General features: G+C 69.8%; 11 protein-coding genes and 3 pseudogenes. 4 read left to right on the forward strand and 10 right to left on the reverse strand.

The window, feature by feature from the left end:
- Positions 1-97 precede the first annotated feature (97 nt).
- Together ACH5A8_RS32760 and ACH5A8_RS32765 are read right to left on the reverse strand one after the other, a co-directional pair.
- Positions 98-1,270 carry a PP2C family protein-serine/threonine phosphatase gene (locus ACH5A8_RS32760; RefSeq protein WP_399007647.1) on the reverse strand — a complete coding sequence of 391 codons (1,173 nt, stop codon included), beginning with the start codon at positions 1,268-1,270 and terminating at the stop codon, positions 98-100.
- A 218-nt stretch (positions 1,271-1,488) separates the two neighbouring features.
- The gene (locus ACH5A8_RS32765) at positions 1,489-1,809 is read right to left on the reverse strand and encodes a MerR family transcriptional regulator (RefSeq protein WP_399007648.1); all 321 of its coding nucleotides are present in this window, start codon (positions 1,807-1,809) and stop codon (positions 1,489-1,491) included.
- Positions 1,810-2,352: 543 nt separating this feature from the next.
- Here ACH5A8_RS32765 and ACH5A8_RS32770 point away from each other — a divergent pair.
- Positions 2,353-2,607, forward strand: coding sequence for a hypothetical protein (locus ACH5A8_RS32770; RefSeq protein WP_399007649.1), 255 nt, complete (start codon positions 2,353-2,355; stop codon positions 2,605-2,607).
- Positions 2,608-2,863: 256 nt separating this feature from the next.
- Here ACH5A8_RS32770 and ACH5A8_RS32775 read toward each other — a convergent pair whose 3' ends face one another.
- The 4 genes and pseudogenes from ACH5A8_RS32775 to ACH5A8_RS32790 all read right to left on the reverse strand — a co-directional run.
- The gene (locus ACH5A8_RS32775) at positions 2,864-3,076 is read right to left on the reverse strand and encodes a hypothetical protein (protein ID WP_399007650.1); all 213 of its coding nucleotides are present in this window, start codon (positions 3,074-3,076) and stop codon (positions 2,864-2,866) included.
- A 579-nt stretch (positions 3,077-3,655) separates the two neighbouring features.
- The gene (locus tag ACH5A8_RS32780) at positions 3,656-5,656 is read right to left on the reverse strand and encodes a hypothetical protein (protein WP_399007651.1); all 2,001 of its coding nucleotides are present in this window, start codon (positions 5,654-5,656) and stop codon (positions 3,656-3,658) included.
- 179 nt (positions 5,657-5,835) lie between these two features.
- The gene (locus ACH5A8_RS32785; RefSeq protein WP_399007652.1) at positions 5,836-6,234 is read right to left on the reverse strand and encodes a hypothetical protein; all 399 of its coding nucleotides are present in this window, start codon (positions 6,232-6,234) and stop codon (positions 5,836-5,838) included.
- Between the two features lie 788 nt (positions 6,235-7,022).
- Positions 7,023-7,399: pseudogene (locus tag ACH5A8_RS32790) on the reverse strand (transposase); the annotation flags it as partial.
- Between the two features lie 138 nt (positions 7,400-7,537).
- Here ACH5A8_RS32790 and ACH5A8_RS32795 point away from each other — a divergent pair.
- Positions 7,538-7,774 carry a hypothetical protein gene (locus ACH5A8_RS32795; RefSeq protein WP_399007653.1) on the forward strand — a complete coding sequence of 79 codons (237 nt, stop codon included), beginning with the start codon at positions 7,538-7,540 and terminating at the stop codon, positions 7,772-7,774.
- 106 nt (positions 7,775-7,880) lie between these two features.
- Positions 7,881-8,537: a hypothetical protein gene (locus ACH5A8_RS32800; RefSeq protein ID WP_399007654.1), complete on the forward strand. Its 657-nt coding sequence runs from the start codon at positions 7,881-7,883 to the stop codon at positions 8,535-8,537.
- 141 nt (positions 8,538-8,678) lie between these two features.
- Here ACH5A8_RS32800 and ACH5A8_RS32805 read toward each other — a convergent pair.
- From ACH5A8_RS32805 to ACH5A8_RS32820, 4 genes and pseudogenes are all read right to left on the reverse strand, one after another.
- Positions 8,679-9,097: pseudogene (locus ACH5A8_RS32805) on the reverse strand (transposase family protein); the annotation flags it as partial.
- A 511-nt stretch (positions 9,098-9,608) separates the two neighbouring features.
- A pseudogene (locus tag ACH5A8_RS32810) lies at positions 9,609-9,704 on the reverse strand (DNA-binding response regulator); the annotation flags it as partial.
- A 237-nt stretch (positions 9,705-9,941) separates the two neighbouring features.
- Positions 9,942-11,684, reverse strand: coding sequence for a hypothetical protein (locus ACH5A8_RS32815; protein ID WP_399007655.1), 1,743 nt, complete (start codon positions 11,682-11,684; stop codon positions 9,942-9,944).
- 191 nt (positions 11,685-11,875) lie between these two features.
- Positions 11,876-13,372 carry a glycosyltransferase family 4 protein gene (locus ACH5A8_RS32820; protein ID WP_399007656.1) on the reverse strand — a complete coding sequence of 499 codons (1,497 nt, stop codon included), beginning with the start codon at positions 13,370-13,372 and terminating at the stop codon, positions 11,876-11,878.
- 799 nt (positions 13,373-14,171) lie between these two features.
- On the opposite strand from ACH5A8_RS32820, the gene ACH5A8_RS32825 reads away from it, so the two are divergent.
- On the forward strand, positions 14,172-14,420 hold the full coding sequence (locus tag ACH5A8_RS32825; protein WP_399007657.1) for a BON domain-containing protein: 249 nt from the start codon (positions 14,172-14,174) through the stop codon (positions 14,418-14,420).
- The last annotated feature ends 1,080 nt before the right edge of the window (positions 14,421-15,500 follow it).

The raw sequence follows: 15,500 nt of genomic DNA on the forward strand, positions 1-15,500 counted from the left end.
GAATCGGCCTAATCAGTGCTGCGACGTGCAGACGTCGACCATCACCCTACGCGGCCGTCGGGGAGCGAACCGTAGTGCTTGATCGGCGGACCGGGCTCTACACCTTTCCGCGCTGCGGCCCATGCCAGTCCAGGATGAGGACGGTGGCGTCGTCCCTGAGGTTTCCCCGACAGGCATCCAGCACCGCGGTGGTCATGCTGCGCACGGCCTCTCTGGGATGTGAGGCGCGGGTGTCCCGCATGAGCGATGCCAGGTCGACAGCTCCCGCCCCGCGTTCCTGCATGCCGTCGGTGAGCAGGACCAGGCGGTCGCCGGGGAGGAGCTGGAGTTGCTGGACATGGTAGGCGGCGGCTGCCACGCCGAAGGGGAGGTTGGCCGCGAGCCGGATCTCTTCGACCTCGGTGACGCCTTTGCGCAGGCGCAGCGGCCGAGGATGCCCGGCGTTGACCAGTTCGCAGGTTCCCGTCGCGAGGCTGATGCACAGCAATTGCCCGGTGGCCAGGCCGCGGCTGTGGGTCAACAAGGCGTCATGTGCGCTTTGAGCCTGCTGGAGTGCGTCACAGCCGCCGCGGCGGGCGCCGCGTAGAGCGCCGACCAGGAGCGTGGCGAGCAGCGCGGAGTGGGTGTCGTGGCCCATGGCGTCGGTGATGGACAGGTGCAGTGTGTCACGATCGAGTGTGTAGTCGTAGGTGTCCCCGCCGATGTCGTCGGCCGGCACCAGCCCCGCGGCGAGGGTGAACTGGGGGGCCTCACAGCAGGAGGCCGAGGGAAGCAATTGGTGCTGGATCTCGGCGGCCAGGCTGGTCCGGGTGGTGCGCCGGCCTGCGTGGTAGAGGTCAGTGAAGCGGCGGTCGGTGACGATGATGTAGGCCAGTGCATGCGCCGCGTCCTCGATCTGGGCGAGCACGGTGTCGTCGGCGTTCTGCAGCGTCGCCTCCAGCAGACCGATGCAGTCGCCGCGGTTGGTCACCGGCGAGATCACGCGCCGGCCGCCTTGGCCGTCCGGTTCCACGTGCTGGCGCTGGCTGCGCAGGACGGCGTCGTAGACGCTGCCCTGCAGGTCGATCCGCTCGGCAGCGCTCCCGTCATCGTCGACCTGTGTGATCAGGCGCAGCAGCCGACGGCCCACGAGGTCGACGAACAGGAACGACACGCGCTCCGCCCCGAAACGCTTGCGCAAGTCGTTCGCGACTACCTCGACGGACTCCCCCGGCGGTGCCGCCTCCGCGGCGGCCAGAAGCTGCCCCAGTTCCAGATCCCCGCCACCCATGGCAACCTCCTGTCTGTTGCCGCTCCTTCTTCCCCGGGTTCGCCCGTCTTCACCCAGTACATCCATCGCGCCCGCTCGCGGTTTTCTCTTTCGTCGGGATCCGGTTGACGCGTCGAGCCTGCTTGAGCTGTGCACCGGCGGTGGGGGTTCTCGGCCGGCTCGCCCGCCGACGGGACATCGGTTGCCGCAGGTTCACAGGCTGCTCTCGTCGGCTGAGGCTAGCCGCCTTCGGCGCGCAGTTGCTCGTTGATGCGCTGGGCCTCTGCGAGCTGGTCTTCGAGGACGACGATGCGGCAGGCGGCCTCTATGGCGGTGCCCTGGTCGACGAGCTCTCGGGCGCGGGCGGCGATGCGCAGCTGGTAACGGGAGTAGCGGCGGTGGCCGCCTTCGGAGCGCAGCGGGGTGATCAGGCGGTGTTCGCCGAGGGTGCGGAGGAAGGCGGGAGTGGTGCCGAGCATCTCGGCGGCCCGGCCCATGGTGTAGGCGGGGTAGTCGTCATCATCGAGAGGGGCGGTGGGGCGGGGACCGGCAGGCGGCATAGACCTCTTCTTTCGGGGACGCATCGGGGGGCCCGGGTGCCATTGCGGCACCCGGGCCCCGAGCTTTCAACACCATCTGCCGACGCGCTGCGCCGACCTTCTTTTCCGCAGGTTCCGCCTGGGAGGGCGGAGTTGCGGGGATCGCGGATGCGTGACCGGGGACCACCTTCCAATCCGGGGCCTTGCGGTACCCGGGCGGACTGCTTCCTCGCCCGGGCGATCCTGATGGCGTTCGGCTCCTTACCTTCGGTTACTCGGTTGTACAGCTGGATACCGCGGGTACTGCTCGCGGCCCCTGTAGGGCCGTGTCCTGCTTGACCTGCTCGCGCGGCAGTTCGTGTCTGCCGCGCCCTCTTCGACTTCCTGGGTACACGGAGACAATAACTCCGTGACGGACCAATGTCTACTGCAGCCATGACAGCTTTTCTCCATGAAGTACGCGTCTGCTTCTGCCGCGGGTGCACCAGCAAGCGTGCTCACTCGAAAAGGCGGTCCCCACTTCCGGCACAGCAGTGCTCGGTGGGACCGGCCCGGTGCTCGTCCATGCTGAACGGTGTCCCAGGCCGCGTACGCCCACCCCCACGACCTCGTGCCGAGGCTTTCACCTGCACCAGCACCCTGGCCCTCCGGCCCGACGGAACCACTGTTCTGGTCTCCACCGGTCCCGTCACCTCCGGGGACCACGCAGGACACACGATCACCAACACGGTCGTCATCACCAGCACGGACGTTCTGGCCTGCGCCACACCGAGCGGGCTCACCTCCACCGCCGGCCCGTTCCTGATCAGCATCCTGTGAGAGCCACCTGGTGGGGCACCGCCGATCACTGAGTGACGGTCCTTCCCCAGACGTGCCCGCCGTCGCGTGGGGACGTGGGTGACGTTGCTCCGGCTCGCCGGCGTAGGACCCGGACCGTCACCGAGGTGGCCGCGCAGCAGGTCGACACCCTGATGTTCGCGGGCGCTTCGGCCATGCCGACCAGCACCAGCGTCGCGATGGCCTTCCCGGCTGCGCCGCGCCTGGCGACTCACCTCGCGGGTCGGCCTGGATGTGTTCACCCTTGCCTCGGTCTGGCATCCGTCCCGGTTCCCGCCTGCTTCGCAGCCACGGTGGCCAGCCGCAAGGCGGCGGCGATGGCTCCGAGGTGGATGCCGTAGGAGGTGCCCGTCCGGTCGGTGTCGTCCAGATCGGCTCGCATGGCCTGCCGGGTGAACGTCTCGGCGGCGGGATGACCGAGGTCCCGGAGTACGTGGGCGGGGACCGCCATGCTCAGGGTGGAAGCCGTGGGCGGTGCGGGGGAGGTAGCAGTCGACGGTGCGCCGCCAGGTGTCCGTGCCGATCGGGTGTCCGAGTTTCCGGAACAGGGCGGTCAGTTCGTCCGGTGAGAAGAGGTAACCGAGCATGAGGGTCGTTCACCGAGGACCAGGCCGTACTGCGCCCGCTGACCCGCAAGCCGACCGCCCCGCCGTATGAGCGGGCCCACATCGCCGCCGACACACTGAAGGTCCGATCCCAGGCCGTGCGTCGCCCGGACCGTCTCGGCTCCCGCATCCGGCCACGGCCAGACCGCGGACAAGGGGGGCCCTGCACGGCCTCTCTTGAGTCCCCGCCCACCAGGGCGGCCTGAAGCGAAGGAGCCCGTGCGCTGCCGACATCTGCCGGCGCCATCTCGCAGCTGCCTCCGAACTGGAGTGCCCTCGCCAGCCCGGCTCACCTTCTCGGTCAGAGCACTGGAGTGGTGATCACATGACCGAGCCGAGCGGGGTCGGTCTCGCGCGTCAGGTGTCAAGTCCCGAGAAAAGCAGCGCCGTCACTCATTTGCGGCGGGAGTCCGGGCGGTCACCCTTTATGCGATCTGGATGGTGGTGGAGTCCGACGCGGTGCCGCCCACCCGGAAGGTCAGATGTGCAGGGCCGGCTGCGGCGGTGGCGGTGGCCGTCACGGCGACCCACACGGCGGAGAGCGGATGCTGCTGCGAGAGGCCGAGGTCCACGTTCCGGCAGGTCAGGGTTTTCCCGTCGTCGGACAGTTCCGCGTCGTACTTGTTCTCTCGCGCCCCGGCGTGCGAGAGCACGGTCATCTGATGCCTGCCTTCGTTTTCGGCCCTGAAGGCCAGGCCGGCTTCTGGGGGGAGGACGGCGGTGACGGTCTGCGCAGGCATTGGTCCTGCCCGGTGGACTTCCACCCCCGGGTACCTGGCGTCGTCGCTGCCCCGCACCAATTCCGTCGGTGGCCCTGACGGCGTCACGGAGAACTGGGCTCCTGCGGTGACGGTGGCGCTCAGCCGGATGCCCGGGTGGCGGCCCATGAGCAACTGCCCGTCGTGGTAGGCGGCGGGATCCACCGCGGCTACGGCTTTGACCGGAATGGTGTAGACCAGTGGGCCCTTGTCTCCGGCGCCGGTGTTGAGGTGCACGTCGCTGGTGACGACCATGACGCTGCGGTCGCGCTCGAACCGGCTGCCCAGGCTTCCCTGCCATGCGTCGTTGCCGTTGTAGGAGTAGGTGGGCCATTCGGCGAAGGCGAAGCCGGTGGGCGCGGTGAACCTCTGCACGGCGCGCCCGGCGTCGACGGCCTGTCCTGGGCGGTAGGCGGTGATCTCCACGGTGAGCTCGGTACTCTCGCCGAGAGCGGCCTGCGGGACCTTCACCTGGCGGACCGTCAGGCTCCGCTCCTGGGGGCCAGTGACCTTCCGCACCCGGTTGTTGCCCCACTCGGCGATGTACAGGTTGCCGTACTGGTCCAGCGCCAGCCCCCTGGGAGATCTCAGCTTGGCCTTGGCGGCCTGCTCGTCGTCCCCGCCGAACGCGCCTTCCCCGGTGCCTGCGACCGTCGTGATGGTGCCGTCCCGGCTCACCTTCCGCACCCGGTGGTCGTCGCTGGTGGCGATGTACAGGCTTCCGTCGATGTCCCGTACGAGCGCGGAGGGACCGTGGAGATGGGCTTCGGTAGCCGGTCCGCCGTCCCCGCCGAACGTCGCCTGCCCGGTGCCCGCGATCGTCGTGATGATGCCGTCGGGCGCCACCTTCCGCACCCGGTGGTTGCCGCGGTCGGCGATGTACAGGTTGCCGATCTCGTCCACGCACAGCCCTCTGGGCTCCTTCAGTTGGGCGCCGGGTGCACTGTCGTTGTCACCGCTGAACCCGCTCGAATCCTTGATGCCGGCCACTGTGGTGATCTTGCCGTCCGGAGTCATCCTCCGCACCCGGTGCTTCCCGTGTTCGGCAAAGTACAGATTCCCCGCACTGTCGAACGCCAGGCCGACCGGCCGGTCCAGGTCACCGACCACCGTGGTGATCTTGCCGTCCAGGGTCACTTTCCGTACGCGGGAGCTTTCGGCGATGAACAGGTTTCCCTCGGCGTCAAGCGCGAGCCCCTGAGGATTGCGGACCCGGGCAGCCGTCGCGGGCCCGTCGTCACCTCCGTCGCCTGCCGTGCCGTCTCCGGCCACCGTGGACATGAAGCCGTCCGAGGTCACCTTCCGTACCCGGTGTCCGCGGTCCTCGGCGATGAACAGGGTGCCATCAGGGGCGATCGCCACACCCTCCGCGTCGTAGAAGTAGGTGCTGATGGCGCTTGCGCCACCACTGCGGCTGTCCGCTTCGGTGTAGGCCACCGAAGTGATCACACCTTCCGCCGCCGCTGACGCACGCTGACCGTCCGGCGAAGCCGGACTTGCCACCAGCGTGTTCATCCCAGGGAAGTCCACACTCAAAGTCACCGTTGACACTCCTGCCTCGCTCGGGTGGCCCCGGAAGGTCTCGCACAGCCACGACCGCGGTGGGCGGCCACGACGACGCCGCCACTCCATTGGAAAAGGGAACGCCGAAGGAAGAGGCCGGCGCATCCGCCTAGGGAGAATCGTCCATCAGGACCTCACAGCCCGCACCTGTAGGAGGGGTCCCGGACCACCACCGAACCCGTCCAGGGTCACAGAAACGACGGCCCGTGTGACCGGAACATGGACTGTTCACCACAAACCAGCCGAGTTCCGCTGTCGCGCCGCCCACGGCTTCACTTGATGCTTTACAGCAGGGACACCGGGCTCCCGCCCTGGCCGCCCGCGGTCCCGCCGCCTTCGCCTGCTGAGGCTGCCTCGCGCACCGGCACCCCGCCCACCCCGCCCACCGCTTCGCAGGCCCGAACACGCCCCCGCTCCAGCAGGCCGGGACTGCTGCGCGGGGCCACGACCTCCCGTTCCCTGGTGAGCGGCCGGGTGGAGACGGACCGGCCGACGGCGCCCGGCCTGTATCGCGGGTGCTTGCTGCGCGGGCTGCGTGCCGCGGCGTAGGCCACGCCTTGGTAGGGAGCGAGACACTCTGCGGCATCGCTCGACACCAGATGAGGGCGTCGGCACCACTCGTCGTAGGCGTCGACGATCGCCTTCGCGACCATGGCGTCGAGTTCGGCGGTGGTGAGACTCATCGCCGGGGCCGCCCTTGCGCGCGCAGGAGTTCCGCGAGGCGTGCGCTGACCGGGGTAACGCTGGGCAGGGGTTGGTGTGCGAAATAGTTCTTCTTGCGGCGGCGCAGCAGTCCCTCGCCGTCCCGCTCCCAGGTGAACGCGGGCTTGCGCAGAAGCGCGCGGAATACGGCGTCGGCGTTGGCGGGGTGCCGCTGGACCAGGCGGCGGATGACCACGGGGGAGACGGAGTCGTCGTTCAGGTACTGCCGGAGCTGTGCCAGGTGGGTGCGGTCGCGGGCGAGCGCCGGATCGGCGAACAGGGCGTCGAGGCGGCCGAAGTCGGCGTAGTAGCAGATGCCCTCGGTTTCGTCGCAGATCACGGCGACGGTGTCCGCGTCGAGCAGGTCTTCGGGCAGGCGGCTGAGCTCGTCAGGGGAGAGTCCGCCGTCCCTTGCCCGGGACGCGGCTTCGTCGCCGAGTTCGGCGAGGGCCTTGTCCCGCCGGTGACGGTGATAGTCCCGCAACCGGAGCTGCGCCTGACCGGGGTCGAGGACGAGCAGGTCGGTGCCGAACAACTCGATGAAGTCGGCACAGGCTTCGGCCTGCATCTGCCAGGCCTGGCGCAGCATCTCGGGATTGCGGTGCAGCAGCTGCGGATGGGCGGCGAGGGTCTGGGCGGCGACCTGCGCCAACTCCGGACCGTCGCCGGGGGAGTAGGTGGTGAGGTCGCCGCTGATCAGCCAGGCATCGGTGTCGGGGTGAACGGGCACGATCCGGGCGGTGACGAACATCCTCTTGCGGAGCTCGTATATCCGCTGCACGCCGAAGGCGGCGTGATGGTCGGAGTTGAAGTCCCAGCGGCAGGGGCTCACTTCACCTCGTGAGCGAAATAGGCGGCTGCCCGGCGCAGGATCTCCCGCTCCAGCTGCCACTCCTTGTCCGCCTTCAGCAACCGCTGGTTCTCGGCCCGCAGCCGGGTCGGCTCCTCGGCCGGGCTGAGCGCGGTGCCACCCGGCGGCCCGGGCGCAGCCCGGCCGGCGTCCCTGCGGACCCACGTGCGCAGCGTCTCCCCGGTGATCCCGAGATCCGCGGCCACCGCCGCGTACGTCCGCTTACCGCCCGACGCGCGATACAGCGCGACAGCATCCTTCCGGAACTCCTCCGGATACGGAGACTTCCGTCCCACCTGGACATCCCTCCCTGCACCATCAAGATCCATTGTCAGGGTGTCCACTCCGAAGGGGCAGCCTCATGTGGGAAGTCGACTACCCCTTGCGTCAGAGCGACCGCGGCTGGCCCCGCACGGACCAGTCCGCTCGCGGCCGTGGTGGTCGGCGCCCTCGACGCCCAGGACGTGATCATCGGCAGGTCCACCCCATCGACGCCTACGCCGCCGCCCGATCCGTCCGCACGGGCCCAGCCCGCGCCCAAGGACGACACCGTCGCCGGCATACGCGCTCTGCACAACGCCGCACGCTGCGCGGTGAAGGCCCGCACCACGCCGCCGGCCACGGCAACACCGGGCAGGGCCGTTGGGTCCAACCGGTCCGGCAAGGCGTGATCAGGAGTCTTCCCGGCCTTCCGGAACTTCTTCGCGGTGCCCGCGCCGTGCCCCATCGGCCAGATGGCGTCGAGGCGCTCTTGCGGACCGGTCCTACGCTGGATGCATGGCCAATGATCCTGTGCTCAGGCAAGGCCCCGACTCGACGGATCTGGTCCTGCGCGGCGGCTCGCCGGCCGGGCCGGCGCGGATCGCGCTGACCTCGGCGGGGCCGGCGCTGTTGACTCCACTCGCCTTGGGCGTGCCGACCCTGCTCGTCGCCTTCTGGATGGCGCTGGCCGGGGCTCGGGCGTCGACCGTGTTCGTGGTGGTGGGGGTGATCGCCGGGCTGGAATACCTGCTCGGCTGGTCGGCGGTGGCCTTTTCCTCGGCCCGGCGCATCCTGCGGGTGGAGTTCGCGCCGGCCGGGATGCCCGCGTCCATGCGGTTGGTCCGGACCGCCGGGCCGGACGACTGGCTGCCCGTCGACACCCTGCGTGAGGTGCGGCTGACGCAGGAGGTGGTGGAGCCGTACGAGGGGGACCGCAAGCCGGCCGTCTCCACGCTCGTGCTGGAACTCGTCCTGCGGGGCGGCCGGGAGCGGCTCGACCCGCTCCCGCTCGGCGGCAACCCGCAGCGGCTCGCCGACGCGCTGGAGGCCCTGCTCGGTCCAGCCGGGGTCGTGGTGGAGCTGCGCACCGAGCGCAGCACGCGCCCGCGGCCGCTGTCCCACTCCGGCTGGACCTCCGGCGGTTCGGCCTCGGTCGGCTCGGCCGGCGGTTGACCTCGGGCTGCGCGTGGCGCTCCCCGGCCGGAGAGCGCTCGTCGACGCAGCTGGCGACAGGCGATGCGGGGCAGCCTGCCGCTGCTTGGACGCGTCGAGCCGCCGGGTCGGCTCGGCCGCGGCCTCAGGGCGAAATGAGGCTTACCCGGCGAGGGCCAGGTTGTGCAGTCGGGCCACGCCGAGGATGGCGTGGTGGACGCCGTAGCCGCATAGTCGGCAGTCGCGGAGGATCTTGTAGGTGTTCATCCGGAAGAATGCGTGTTCGACGCAGGCTCTGGCCCGGCGGTGCACGGTGTTGTCGGCCTACTGCTCTGGTGTGAGTGGTTGGCCTTTGCGTGGCCAGTGCGGGATGAGCGCAGGGGTGCCGCGACAGCCGCCGTTACCGAGAACCGGCGCGTTCTTCACAGCACGGTCCACGCCGAATTCCTGGTAGGCGCGGGCGTCGAGTAGCAATGAGCCGTGCTGGAGGCGGCCACGCTCCGGTCGTGGGTCGGGACCAGGGTGCCGTCCACGATCAGCGCCGTGCCGGCGGATGCCGGCCCCTGACGGGGGTCTATTGAGGGATCCATCATCGGCGGCATTCTCCTGCTTGCCGTCGAAACCATCTCTGGGCCGTCCACCCGTCACGCCCTTGACGTCATCGGGAGCATCCGAGGCAGCGGCGCGCCTTGATGTCGCGCCGTCGATGACTGCTGTGACTGGTTGTCGCGAGGTGAGTTCCGGATTCCCAGCCATACGCGAGCCATACGCGAGCCATACGCGAACAAGGTGAACGCGGGCGCGTTGCCTCACGTGCTGAGGTCTTTTGCCCCGGCCTCGCTATGGCGGGTCCTGAAGCCACTCGCCAGTTACTTCTCCCCTGGTGGCAGAACTGGGAGTCCAGGTCCGTGATGTATCGACAGATCAAATGCGCTAGAGGTTGTCCCGTATGGGTGTGGCACCTCGCCGCTGCTGACCGAGCGTCACTATGATCACGCCGAGCCACTTGTCACTTCGCCGTAGCTTCGGGAGAACAGGGCCGACACGGCGGCCACCGACCCGACACCGGCCCCTTACCGCCATGACGCGGTGTCAGCCAGCGGATCCCGGAACCACCAGGCCGGATTCGTATGCGATCACCACCGCGTGGGTCCGGTTCTGTGCGTCGAGCTTGGTTGCACTGCGACCATCGCACTTACCCTCCGGCCGGGTAGAGCGTCTGCTGTTTTCCGGGCGTGTTTGCTGCGGGGCCCGCTACGAAGATCACCGACCAGCCGGTGTTCTTCGAGAGGACCCCCGCACGTGCGTGGGCACCGCGCCTTGTCCGGGGGCGGGAACATCGGCCTCCGGCTGGCCGTTGTGCTGCTCAGCCCGGGCCTCGCGTCCTCCTCCCACACGGGGGCAGGACACGAGGCGGCCGCACTTCTAGGTGAGGTTGATGCTGGTGGACTGTGAGGTCATGTAGGGGCCGACGGCGAAGTCGACTGCGGTGAGGCCTTCGGGGGCGGTTGCGCCGGCGCTGACGCACACCCACAGGTTCGCCCGGTCCTGGTCCCTCGGAATCTTCAGGTCGACGTCGGTGAAGGTCAGCGACTGCCCGTCTGGGGACAGGCTGCCCATGTGCGGGGTGAGGGTGCCGGTGGTGTCCATGACGGTCAGCTGGTGGTCGGGGTTGGCCGGTGTGCCGAAGCGCAGGCCGGCCGGGGCGGTGACGGTGATGGCCTGTGCCGGGATGTCCTGCACGCCGTTGTTGCAGATTTCCACGCCTGGGTAGCGCACGGATGCGGTGTCGCGGGCCAGTTCCACCTCGTTGCCGCCCGGGGCGAGGGAGAAGGCCGGTCGGATGACGATGGGGGTGGAGGGTGAGGTCTTGCGTCCCACGGTGAAGGTCGCGCTGGTAGTGGCGAGCGGGGCGTCATGGCCGGCACTGACCGCGACGTACGCGGTTTTCTCGCTGCCCGGGGCTTTGTCCAGGTCGACGTTGTCGAAGGTGAGCGCCGTCTGGTCGGCGGACGCCGTCCCGGGGTAGGAGTCGCCGCCCAGCACGGTCAGCTGCCAGTCCGGTGCGGCCGCGGTCCCCCACCGCAGGTCCACCCCGGTCGGCAGGCACACCTGGACGTGCTGCGGGCCCAGGGGGCCGATGACCTTGTCCGTCAGGATCTTCACGCCGGGGTATCCGATGCCTCCGCCGCCGAGCAGGTTCACATCCGGCGGGCCGCCCGGTGCCACCTCGAACGCAGGGGTCACCTCGAGGGAGAACACCACCTGGGCGGTGCCCGACTGGGCGGTCACCTTCACCGGGCCCGTCGTCGTTCCCGCGGTCAGCACCGGCGGCGTGGCCTGCCCGGTCGGATCGGTCGTCACGGTGGCTGTCCGGCTGCCCCCGGCAAGGACCGCGTCGCCCTGCGTCACGGTGAACGTGACCGGCTCACCGGTGATCAGCGTCTGCCCGTCTGCCGACCACGCCTTCACCACCAGCCGATCAGCGAACGGTTCCCCCTGATCCGTGCTCTGGCCGTCCCCGCCCACCGCCTGCAACAAACCCGTCGGCAACCGCCACTGCAACACCACCTGACCCGGCGTCCCGACATCGCCCACACCGGCCTCGTAGAGCGGATCGGACTTGCCCGCCGCCTTGGTCCCCGAACCGGCCACCGTCGTACCGCCGGTCACACCCGGCCCGGAGGCATAACCGGAGCCGCCGCCGGCTCCAGAAACGTATTTACCGGCAGAGCCGCCCATACCGCCGCCACCACCGCCGCCCGCGTAACCGCCGCCACCGCCGTCATGGGCAGAAGCCTGACCGTTGCCACCGCCTCCTCCCATGCCCGGCAGCGGAGGCACCCCGCCCGCGTTGCCGCCCTTTTGGCCCAGGTCGCCTCCCTTACCCGCGGAGGAGCCGGGCTTAGGGGCCATCCCGGCCCCGCCTTTGGCTCCTACCGCTCCACGTCCTGGCGTTCCGCTGTGAGTTCCCGTAGCCCGCCCCGTCCCGTCTCCTCCGCGCGTACCGCCGCCCGCTCCGCCGGCCACAGTGCTGCTGTTGCTTGCGCCTCCGCCCCCGGCGATGAGCAGAGGGCCCGTCCCGACGCCGGTGCCGGGACGGTACAGACCGCTCATCCCTCCGCCCTGCTTGTGCCCGCCGCCGAAGGTGGTGCTGCCGACGACCATCTTCAGGACCTCGCCCGGCGTCACCGCGACGACGCCCGAGGAGAAGCCGCCCCCGCCGCCCAGTTCGCCTCCGCCTCCGCTGCCCCAGACGCGGACGTCCAGCGACGTCACCGCGTCCGGGACACGGAAGTCCTGGACCTTGTCCGTGGCTTTGAACCGCTGAAGGCGGTGGTAGCCCGGCGTGGGAGTGGTCATGGCGCAGCGTCCTTTCCTAGAAGATCCATGTCGTCAGTCGCGGTGTGCCGGGACCCGGCAGCACCACCTCTAGTGCCAGCAGTGCCAGCAGTGCCAGCAGTGCCGCGGCCGGGCGCGCCGGCTGATTCCTCGCTTCGGTCTGACCGGAAGGTCAGGTGCGCGCCGGCCGGTACCGGTGGCACGTGCGTCGCCGCCCGTCCCGGGCTCGGTGCGCCGTCGGCGCGCGGCGGGCTGAAGCGGTCGTCGAACACCCGCCTCATCCATCGCAGGGCGGAAAGCCGGGGCCTGCTGGAAATGGGGGAGTCGTCACGGGGCGTGCCGTCGCCTGCCAGAGCCGTGCCGTCCCCGGCCCTACGGGCGCTGCCGGCCGGGGAGAAGGCATGTCCGCGCCTAGCACGGGCGGTGCGGGTCTCGCCGCCCGTGCGGTCCTGGCCCAGCGCTTCGACGGCCTCGCACCACAGGTCCAGGTCCGTGGTGGCGCTGAGTTCGTCGGAGCGGGCTTGTGCGCGGCGTGAGGCGCGGGCCCAGGTGTCGGGGTCGCGCAGGGAGTTGAGGGCGTCGATCCAGGCGGTGGGGTCGTCGCGGTAGGCGAAGATGCCGGCCTGACCGAGGGCTTCGACGAGGCCGGGGGTGGGGTGGGCGATCACCGGGATTCCGGAGGCGAACGCTTCGATGGCGACCCGGCCCCAGGATTCGTACAGGCTCGGCATGAGCACCACCCGGGCGTGGGCGTAGACGTGCTCGCGCATCTGGTGCCCGGGCACGGAGTCGACGACCTTGCAGTTCGGCAGCCTCGGCGGCGGCATCACCTGCTGGCCGTAGGCGCCGCGCACGCCGCGGAAGCGCCACTGCGGGCTCCAGGCGGCGATCTGCCAGAACAGCTCTCCGCCCTTGTCGGCGTTCAGGTTCACCAGCGTCGCGCACTCGCCCGGCTGCGTGCGGTACTCGTCCGCGATGACCGGCGGCCGTACCACGATGCTGCGCTGGGGCAGGAACTCGGGCGGGTAGCGGGCGTAGAAGATCTCCCCGTCCCGGCGGATCCACTGGCTGTTGTAGACCACCAGGTCGGCGCCGGCCGCGTTGTGGAAGCTGGTGTCGAAGTTGTCGTGGCAGATCACCACCACCGGAATGCCACCCTCTCGGGCCAGGCCCGCGATCAGGGGAACGTTCTCGTAGTGGGACACCAGCACATCCGCACGGCGGGCACGGGCCACGAAGTCGATGCCGGCCTGGAACGGCACCACGTGCACACCGTCGATCTGATAGGGCCGCTCGCTCTTGCCCGGGTGGGACAGCCACACCTCCACCCGGTGACCGCGCTCGGCCAGCGGACGCAGCATCGAGTGCAGCATCCACTCCGAGCCGGCGTTGTGATCCGGCGGGTAGCCGTACACTCGCGCCACGACCGACAACCGCCGCCCGGCCGGCGCCCCCACCACCGCCCGCGACGCACACAGCGCCGTCTCCGGGTCCGCCTGCAGGGAATCCCTCACCAGCAGAGGTGAGGTCGATAACGCGCGCAGCAGGCCCGGCCCGCCCGGGCGATCCCGTGCCTGAGGCACAGCAGGCGCAGCCGTGGTGCGGGCAAGCGGCGGCCCCGTGCCCGCAGACGGCCAGGCAGCGGCCAGACTCCCGGACTTCCTGCTGTAGAGCGTTATGGCACGACGGCCCACGGATGCCGCCAGAGTCTGCAAACCGGCAGTCCTGCCGTCGCGCACACCATCTCCCCGTTGAGAAGCAGAAACGACCGTCGAGAAGCACGTGCGGCCCCATCGCACCGGGCCGCAGCGTTCCGCCTCGCCGGCCTTCTCGTGCACCGCTCCCACACCAGCGGCCCGCCACAAGACGTCCCGTGACCAGAGCGTGCGCACACCCGTGCGCATCGGATGTCACTGGAAAGCCGGTCAGTACACGCGCACAGCACCCGCGCGCACGCGCGCTGGCGCACTCCGGCGTGCGCCGGTGAACGCAACGGAGTCCTGCCCGATGACAGCCCTCACCTCAACGGGGGCGAGGGTTCCGGAAGGCCGCTACGGCGACCAACCGCACCCGCCACCGCCGCTCGTCCTCAACCGGATCGGCCCGCGCAACCCGGGCACCGTCATCGCGCAGCTGGCCCAGCTGACCCAGCGGCACTGGAAGGGCACCTGGTACGAGGGCGGCTTCCAGGTCCGCCCGCCACTAGGCTCGATGATTTCCGACCAACCTCGTTCTCGGAGCCAGCACATAAAGTCGCCGTAACGTAAAGTGATCTATTGATTACACTTCGTGCGAAGCGAGAGGAGCGCCGGCATGGCGAACACGGTGGACAGGGCGAAGCAGGAGGGCTCGGACACGTGGATCACCACCAAGGTCAAGGCTGACATGCTGACCGAGAAGGGCATCCCCGGTGGAGACATCAAAGTCGAGACCTCGCAGGGCGTGGTCTCTCTCTCCAGCGACATCGCGGTGACCTGCTCCCAGAAAGAAGAGGCCGTCCGTATCACCAAAAACATCGAGGGCGTTCGCAGCGTCCTGGCTGACGGACTGAAGGCCGAGTAGCAGCAAACCGGCATGTGGCGCCCCTGGCCTTACCGGGACACCGCCGCTGCGCCGTCCACGCTCACGGCGCACTTGCGCCCGGACGACTGCCGGGTGACCGGATGCTGCTCGCTGCAGCGCAGCCGTGTCTCCAGGGTGCGGAGGCAGGGCAGGCCAGGCAACGAATCGGTCGCGCCTTCGATGGCAGAGTCGGGGCGAGCGATCAGGAGTTGGTCATGCCGGATGATGGACGCGTCCTCATCGTTCTCGGTATCGGCACGCACGCCTTGGAGGCGGCGCCGGACGGTCCGCCACGCCACTGCGGGTACCAGCCCCGGATCCACCCGCTCTCACCGGAGCGCCGGTGTTGCTCGTCGTGCGGTGCGCCGACTGTCGCGATGCGCCGTCTGGATGCGCCGGGTCTCGATTTGCGCTGGGTGGATGCCTGCCGTGACTGCGTGATCGCCGCGTGGACCCGGTGACCCCCGCCCCCGGCCCTTCCACCTGACCGCGTACTCCGCCGGGCCGGCCGGTCGTACACGGCTGATGGAACGACCGGACGGTCGCAGACCGGAAGTTCACCGGCTGGGTGGGCGAGTACGGGACCCTGCCCGATCCGCGGATCGTCCTCGTGGACGGGGAAACCGGCCAGGAACTCGACCGCTGGCCGCAAGAGCGCGCATGAGCAGCAAGCGTTCCGACGCGCGGTACTGCTCGCTGCGCTGCCGCACGCGAGCCTGGCGGCGGCGTCGCTCGAGTTCAGCAGCCTTGGGGCAAGGCCCGTCTGCCTCTTGAGTGTTCTGGTCTTCGCCGGGTTGATCCATGGTTCCGGGCGGCCGTAGCGAGGATCAGGCTCTCCCCCGTGCTGACGTGACACGGCTGCTCGGCCTTCCGCACGAACCGTGACGGCCATCGGCGCATGAACAGCCATCCACGCAGACCGGGAATCTCCTGACCGGTGGCAACAGAGGAGAGTGGGTGTGCGCCCGGCGGGGGGGGGGGCCCCCCCCACCAACAGGGGGGCCCCCGAAAGTTGGGGGGGGGGGGGTGGTGTGTAAAAGACGGGGTGGCTCATACGGGGCTGGCGGGGGGGCCGCGGTG

The organism is Streptomyces sp. NPDC018610 (assembly GCF_044391765.1).
Taxonomy (GTDB): domain Bacteria; phylum Actinomycetota; class Actinomycetes; order Streptomycetales; family Streptomycetaceae; genus Streptomyces.